Genomic DNA, 6,475 nt, shown 5'->3' on the forward strand with positions numbered 1-6,475 from the left:
TGACCTGCGCCTGGAGTCGTCAGCCCCCGTAGCTCAGCTGGATAGAGCACATGACTTCTAATCTTGTGGTCGCAGGTTCGAGTCCTGCCGGGGGCACTGTGGCAGGTGCCACTGTTGCCGATGAGATACATGTGGCGCATATCCTCGGACGAAACCCGAGCCCCCGGAGGTGCCCGATGTCCCTGGTCCTTTACCGCGTCGACAGCCACGTCGCGCTGATCACCGTCAACGACCCCGATCGCCGCAATGCGGTCACCAGCGACATGTCGGCACAGTTGCGCGCGGCCGTGGAATGCGCGGAAGCCGACTCCGATGTACACGCCGTGGTGGTGACCGGTGCCGGCAAGGCGTTCTGCGCCGGAGCGGATCTCAGTGCGCTAGGCAGCGCGGCCGAAGAGGGATTGCGCCGCCTCTATGACGGATTCATGGCTGTCGGCAAATGCACGCTGCCGACGATCGCGGCGGTCAACGGCCCGGCGGTGGGTGCGGGCCTCAACCTTGCGCTGGCCGCCGACGTTCGTATCGCGGGTCCACAAGCGTTGTTCGACGCCCGCTTTCAGAAGTTGGGAATTCACCCTGGCGGCGGCGCGACGTGGATGCTGCAGCGCGGGGTCGGCCCCCAGGTCGCTCGCGCGGCGCTGCTGTTCGGCATGCGGTTCGACGCCGAATCCGCTGTGCGGCACGGCCTTGCACTCAGCGTCGCCGACGACCCGGTGGCCGCCGCATTGGAGTTGGCCGCCGGACCGGCGGCCGCTCCGCGTGACGTGGTGCTCGCGACCAAAGCCACCATGCGGGCCACCGCGACCCCGGGGTCGCTGGATATCGACCAGCACGAGCAGGCCAAGGACACCGAACTCGGGCCGCAGGCCCACTCGATTCGGTCACCGGAGTTCGCGGCGCGACTGGCTGCGGCCCAGCGTCGCTAAAGGTCGAGCAGCGCCGTCTCCGGCGACTCGATCAATCCCCGCAACTCGCAGAGGAACTGAGCGACGTTGGCGCCGTCGGCAATTCGATGATCGAACGCACACGTCAGCGTCATCTGGGGACGGATGACGACGGCATCGTCGACCACTACCGCCCGCGGCTTCAGCGATCCCATGCCGAGGATCGCGGCCTCGGGATAGTTGATCACGGGGACGCCATCATCAAGGCCGAGAGCTCCGAAGTTCGACACGGTAAACGTGGACCCCGTCAGCTCAGCCGGCGTCAGCGTGCCGGCCCGGGCATCGCGGGTCAGCCGGGACACGCATTCGGCAAGGCGCCTGGTTGTCATGTGCTGCGCGTCGGCGACCACCGGCACCAGCAGGCCGCGCGAGGTCGCGACCGCGAAGCCCAGATTGATGGCGTGGCGCGAGTGCACCTGCGCTCCGTCGACGTCTTCCACCCAGGTGGAGTTCAGGATCTTGTTGTGCGACAACGCGATCACCAACATCCGCAGCGTGAGCACGAATGGCGAGAACACCTCATCACGAAGCCGCAGCAGCGCCGAGCCGTCGACCTCAACGCTCGCATGCGCGTCTGGGATTTTGCTGCGCGACAGCGTCATTCGCTCGGCCATCTGCGCATGGACGCCGCGGACCGGAAGAACGTCGGAGGAGACACCGGGTCGGTCGGCCCCGACTCCGGCAGCGGCCAGCACCGCATCGCGGCTGACCAGCCCGTCCGGCCCCGGCGGCACCTCGTTCAGATCCACCAGCAGATCGGCCGCGAGCTTGCGGACGCTGGGCTTCGCTTTGCGACGTCGGCGGCTGGTGTCGAGCGCGTCGTCGGCGCCGTAGCCGACCAATACCGGCTTGCGATGCCCGTTGGTCGCCGACGGTTCGCTGTCGATGCGGGCCAAAACTGAGCCGACGGGCAGCACCTCACCCTCTGCTCCCCGTATCTCGACGATGCGACCCGCGTACGGACTGGGAATCTCGACCTGCGCCTTCGCGGTCTCCACCGAGCACAACGGCTGGTTGAGTTCGACGTCATCGCCGACTCCGACCTGCCAGCAGGTGAGCGTGATCTCTTGCAGTCCCTCGCCGAGATCGGGAACGACGAACACCTTGATGCGGTCATCGGTCATGGTTGCCCCAGCGCGCGTTCAACGCAGTCCAGCAGCCGATCGGGCCCGGGCAGCCAGAGCTTTTCCAATCGCGCGGGTGGGTACGGGGTGTCGAATCCGCAGGCGCGCAACACCGGCGCTTCGAGTTCGTAGAACAACTCCTCCTGGATGCGGGCGGCCAAGCCTGCCCCGTAGCCCAGACTTCGAGCGCCTTCATGCAGCACCACACACCGTCCGGTGCGGCGGATCGAAGCGGCCACAGTGTCGAAGTCCAGCGGGACCAATGAGCGCAGATCGACCACCTCCAAGCTCCACCCATGCTGCCGTGCAGCAATTTCCGCGGATGCGAGCGCGGTGCCGACCAGGCCGCCGTAGGTGAGCACGGTGACGTCGGTACCGGCACGGCGCACCGCGGCCCGCCCGATGCCCGGCGCGGGCAACGTGGTGTCGACGGCTTCGCGCGCCCAATACCGTCGCTTGGGTTCTAAGAACATCACCGGATCCGGGCACGCGATGGCATGCCGCAACAACCAGTAGGCATCCGAGGGATTTGACGGTACAACAACTTTCAGCCCGGCCGTGTGCGCCCAATACGACTCGGTGGATTCCGAGTGATGCTCGACAGCCCCGATACCACCGAAAGACGGGATGCGCACCGTGACCGGCATGTTGACCTGGCCACGAGTGCGGGTTCGATACTTCGCCAGGTGGCTGACCACCTGATCGAAAGCGGGATAGGAGAATCCGTCGAATTGGATCTCGGGAACGGGTACGAATCCGCGCAGCGCCAAGCCCACCGCGATGCCGATCACCGCGGATTCGGCCAGCGGGGTGTCAAAGCAGCGTTGCGACCCGAACGTGGCGTTCAAACCCTCGGTGACGCGGAACACGCCGCCCAATGCGGCGACGTCCTCGCCGAAGACCAGCACCTTGTCGTCGGCGGCCATCGCATCGTGCAACGCGCGATTGAGCGCCTGCACCATGGTCAGCGCCGTTGTCTCCGGCACGATCTCCGGGTGGAATGTAGGCGGTTCTGCAATCTGAGTCATCATGCCTCCCTGAGCATCTCAGCGCGCAACTGCCGACGTTGGGCCTCGAGACCCGGCGTCATCTCCGCGTACACCGAGGTGAACACCTCGTCGATGTCGATATCGGGTGCCGCGAGCACCGCCTCCCGCAACTCGGCGCGCAGTCGCCGCGAGCGCGCGGCTATCCGGTCCTCCAACCGTTGGGTCCACAGCCGCCGGCCTTCCAGGTAAGCGCGGTATCTCGGAATCGGGTCCCGCGCCTGCCATCGGTCCAGTTCGTCTTGGCTGCGGTAGCGCGTCGGATCGTCGGAGGTGGTGTGCGGGCCAAGGCGATATGTGACGGCCTCGATCAGCGTCGGCCCACCGCCGGCGCGGGCGCGGGCGGTGGCTTCGGCCATCACCGCGTAGCAGGCCAGCACGTCGTTGCCGTCGACCCGGACGCCGGGCATGCCATATCCAATTGCCTTGTGCGCGATCGACGGCGCCGCGGTCTGACTGCGCAGCGGCACCGAGATCGCCCATTGATTGTTTTGCACGTAAAACACACACGGCGCGGTGAATACCGCCGCGAAGTTCAGCGCCTCGTGGACGTCGCCCTCGCTGGTCGCCCCGTCACCGAGGAAGGCGACCGTGATCGAATCCTCGTTGAGGCGTTGCGCGGCCATCGCGGCGCCGACGGCGTGTAGCGTCTGCGTGCCGATCGGCACCGAGATCGGCGCGCAGTGCTTGGCGGTGAAATCCATTCCACCGTGCCAGGTTCCACGCCAGGCCGCGCCCACCTGGCCGGGTGCGATCCCTCGGACGAGGTAAACGCCCAACTCGCGATACTGCGGAAACAGCCAGTCCGTCTTGCGCAAACACGCGGTGGCGCCGACTTGAGCCGCCTCCTGGCCGCGACACGATGCGAACAGGGCCAGTTCACCCTGGCGCTGGAGGTTGACGAATTCGGCGTCCACGTCACGGGTGACGACCATCATCTCGTAGAGCCAGCACAGCGTCTCCGCGGGCAGTTCACGGCTGTAGCGCGACTCCACGGTCGGCTCTCCGTCCGGGCCGACCAGCTGCACCGGCTCGAGATCGACCGCCATCGGCGGGTGAGAGACCTCGGTCATGCCGCCTCCTCCGCGCAGGCGTGCGGCGGGTCACAGCAAACCCCGGTACGAGGCTGCTACGAGCCGGCTTCACCTGCCAGGTGCACGATCCGCTCGGCTCGCCGCAACACGGGCGCATCCACCATTATGCCCTCGAACGCGAACACACCGCGCTCATCGACGGCCGCCGCGAGAACGTGTCGCGCCCACTGCACCTGGTCCGGGGACGGGGCGTAACCAGCCCGGATCACCGGCAGCTGGCTCGGGTGGATAGCAACCTTCGCGTCGAAGCCCACGGCGACCGCGTCGTCGACCTCACCGCGTAATCCATCGAGGTTTTTGATGTCCAGATAGACCGAATCCAGCGCCAACCGGCCGTACGCCTTCGCCGCCAGCAACGACTGCGAGCGGACATGGCGCGCCACGTCGCGGTAGCTGCCATCCGGGTAGCGGTTGGCCGTGCCACCCAGGACCGCGAACAGGTCTTCGGCGCCCCACATCACCGCGATCGCGTTGTCGACCCGAGCGGTCTCGGTGACGGCCAGCGCGCCCGACGGGGACTCAACGAGCACAATCACATTGAGCGGCGCCAGCGCGCTGATGTGCTCGACCGCTTCGCATTTCGGCACCATGACAGTGTCGTAGGGCGTGCGTTTCAGCGCCTGCAGGTCCCGTTCCTGATCTTCGGTACCGAACTTGTTGACCCGCACCACCGTTCGCGACGGGTCGAGTTGGACGTCGACCAACGCTTTACGCGCGGCGGGCCGGTCGGCGGCCGCGCAGCCGTCCTCGAGATCGAGGATCACGACGTCGGCTGCCGCTGCGGCCTTTTCGTAGCGTTCATGGCGGTCGGCCGGGCAGAAAAGCCAGGCCGGACCGGGGTTGCTCAAACCCATCAGTCGCCCGGCCCTTCCGGCCGCATCCGCACCATGGTCTTACGGGTGGCGGTTGCGACGACGTCGCCGTGTTGGTTGCGGCCGGTGTGCGCGAACGTGACGATGCCCTCGCCGGGCCGGCTCTTCGATGCCCGTTTTTCGACGATGACCGACTCGGCGTAGAGCGTATCGCCGTGGAAAAGCGGTTTGGGGAAGGCGATTTCGGAGAACCCGAGATTGCCGACGATGGTTCCCTGAGTCAGCTGCGCAACCGACAGGCCCACCAGCGTCGAGAGCGTGAACATCGAATTGACCAGCCGCTGGTTAAACGGCGGCAGCGCGTCGGAGAAGGCGGCATCCAGGTGCAATGCCTGGGTGTTCATCGTCAGAGTCGTGAACAACACGTTGTCGGCTTCGGTGATGGTCCGGCCCGGGCGGTGCAGATAGCGCACGCCGGTCTCGAACTCCTCGAACCACAAGCCGCGTTGGACTACCTCGCGTAGCGGCTGATCACCGTTCGCCACAGACCCAAGGTTCGTCTCGTTCCCGTCACTCACTACCGATCGTTCCGCTCACTCGACTTCACAGGCCCACCTCGCGGGCGATCAACATCAGCTGCACCTCGGTGGTCCCTTCGCCGATCTCGAGAATCTTGCTGTCCCGGTAATGCCGGGCCACAGTGAATTCATTCATAAAGCCGTAGCCGCCGTGAATTTGGGTGGCGTCTCGGGCGTTGTCCATCGCCGCCTCGCTGGCGACCAGCTTGGCGATCGCCGCCTGCTTCTTGAAGGGCTTACCGGCCAGCATCAGTGCCGCGGCGTCGTAATAGGCGGTGCGGGCGGTGTGCGCGCGGGCTTCCATCCGCGCGATGGTGAACGCGATCGACTGGTAGCGCCCGATCGCCTGCCCGAACGCCTCACGCTCGCGCGCATATTTGACACTTTCGTCGACGCAACCCTGCGCGACGCCAGTGGACAGCGCGGCGATCGCGATGCGACCCTCGTCGAGAATGCGCAGGAAATTGGCGTAGCCGCGGCCGCGTTCACCCAGCAGGTTCTCCTGCGGCACCCGCACGTCGTCGAAGCTGAGCGGGTGGGTGTCCGAGGCGTTCCAGCCCACCTTGTTGTAAGCCGGCTCCACAATGAACCCTGACGTGGGCACCGGGACCAGGATCGACGAGATCTCCTTCTTGCCGTCCCGGTCACCGGTCACCGCGGTAACCGTGACGAGCTTGGTGATGTCGGTGCCGGAGTTGGTGATGAATTGCTTGGAGCCGTTGATGACCCACTGACCGTCGTCGAGTCGGGCGGTGGTCTTGGTCGCGCCGGCGTCGGTGCCACCGCCGGGCTCGGTGAGGCCGAAGGCACCCAGAGCAGCGCCACTTGCCAACTGCGGCAGCCATTCCCGCTTCTGGGCGTCGGTGCCGAACCGGTA

General features: G+C 66.3%; 7 protein-coding genes and 1 tRNA gene. 2 read left to right on the forward strand and 6 right to left on the reverse strand.

Going from position 1 to position 6,475, the window contains the following annotated elements; genetic code table 11:
• Positions 1-22: 22 nt before the first annotated feature.
• Positions 23-96 (forward strand) — tRNA-Arg (locus AC2VOG_RS16160).
• A gap of 80 nt (positions 97-176) precedes the next feature.
• Complete coding sequence (locus tag AC2VOG_RS16165; RefSeq protein WP_486940884.1) at positions 177-926, forward strand: enoyl-CoA hydratase; 750 nt, start codon at positions 177-179, stop codon at positions 924-926.
• Here the strand turns inward: AC2VOG_RS16165 and AC2VOG_RS16170 are convergent.
• The 6 genes from AC2VOG_RS16170 to AC2VOG_RS16195 form a co-directional block, all read right to left on the reverse strand.
• Positions 923-2,068: a dihydrolipoamide acetyltransferase family protein gene (locus AC2VOG_RS16170; protein ID WP_486940885.1), complete on the reverse strand. Its 1,146-nt coding sequence runs from the start codon at positions 2,066-2,068 to the stop codon at positions 923-925. The two genes, AC2VOG_RS16165 and AC2VOG_RS16170, sit on opposite strands and share 4 nt — an antisense overlap.
• Positions 2,065-3,096, reverse strand: coding sequence for a 3-methyl-2-oxobutanoate dehydrogenase subunit beta (gene bkdB / locus AC2VOG_RS16175; protein ID WP_486940886.1), 1,032 nt, complete (start codon positions 3,094-3,096; stop codon positions 2,065-2,067). Before bkdB ends, AC2VOG_RS16170 begins: the two co-directional genes overlap by 4 nt.
• Complete coding sequence (pdhA, locus tag AC2VOG_RS16180; protein WP_486940887.1) at positions 3,096-4,187, reverse strand: pyruvate dehydrogenase (acetyl-transferring) E1 component subunit alpha; 1,092 nt, start codon at positions 4,185-4,187, stop codon at positions 3,096-3,098. Before pdhA ends, bkdB begins: the two co-directional genes overlap by 1 nt.
• Positions 4,188-4,243: 56 nt before the next feature.
• Positions 4,244-5,062 (reverse strand): HpcH/HpaI aldolase/citrate lyase family protein, encoded by an 819-nt coding sequence (locus AC2VOG_RS16185; protein WP_486940888.1) that lies wholly within the window; start codon positions 5,060-5,062, stop codon positions 4,244-4,246.
• Entirely contained in the window at positions 5,062-5,565 is a 504-nt protein-coding gene (locus AC2VOG_RS16190; protein ID WP_486940889.1) for a MaoC family dehydratase, read from the reverse strand. The genes AC2VOG_RS16185 and AC2VOG_RS16190 overlap by 1 nt, the downstream gene beginning before the upstream one ends.
• 58 nt (positions 5,566-5,623) lie before the next feature.
• Positions 5,624-6,475 (reverse strand): acyl-CoA dehydrogenase family protein (locus tag AC2VOG_RS16195; protein ID WP_486940890.1); only part of this gene is annotated, 852 nt, incomplete at its 5' end.

It is taken from the genome of Mycobacterium sp. TH-M11, assembly GCF_057473725.1.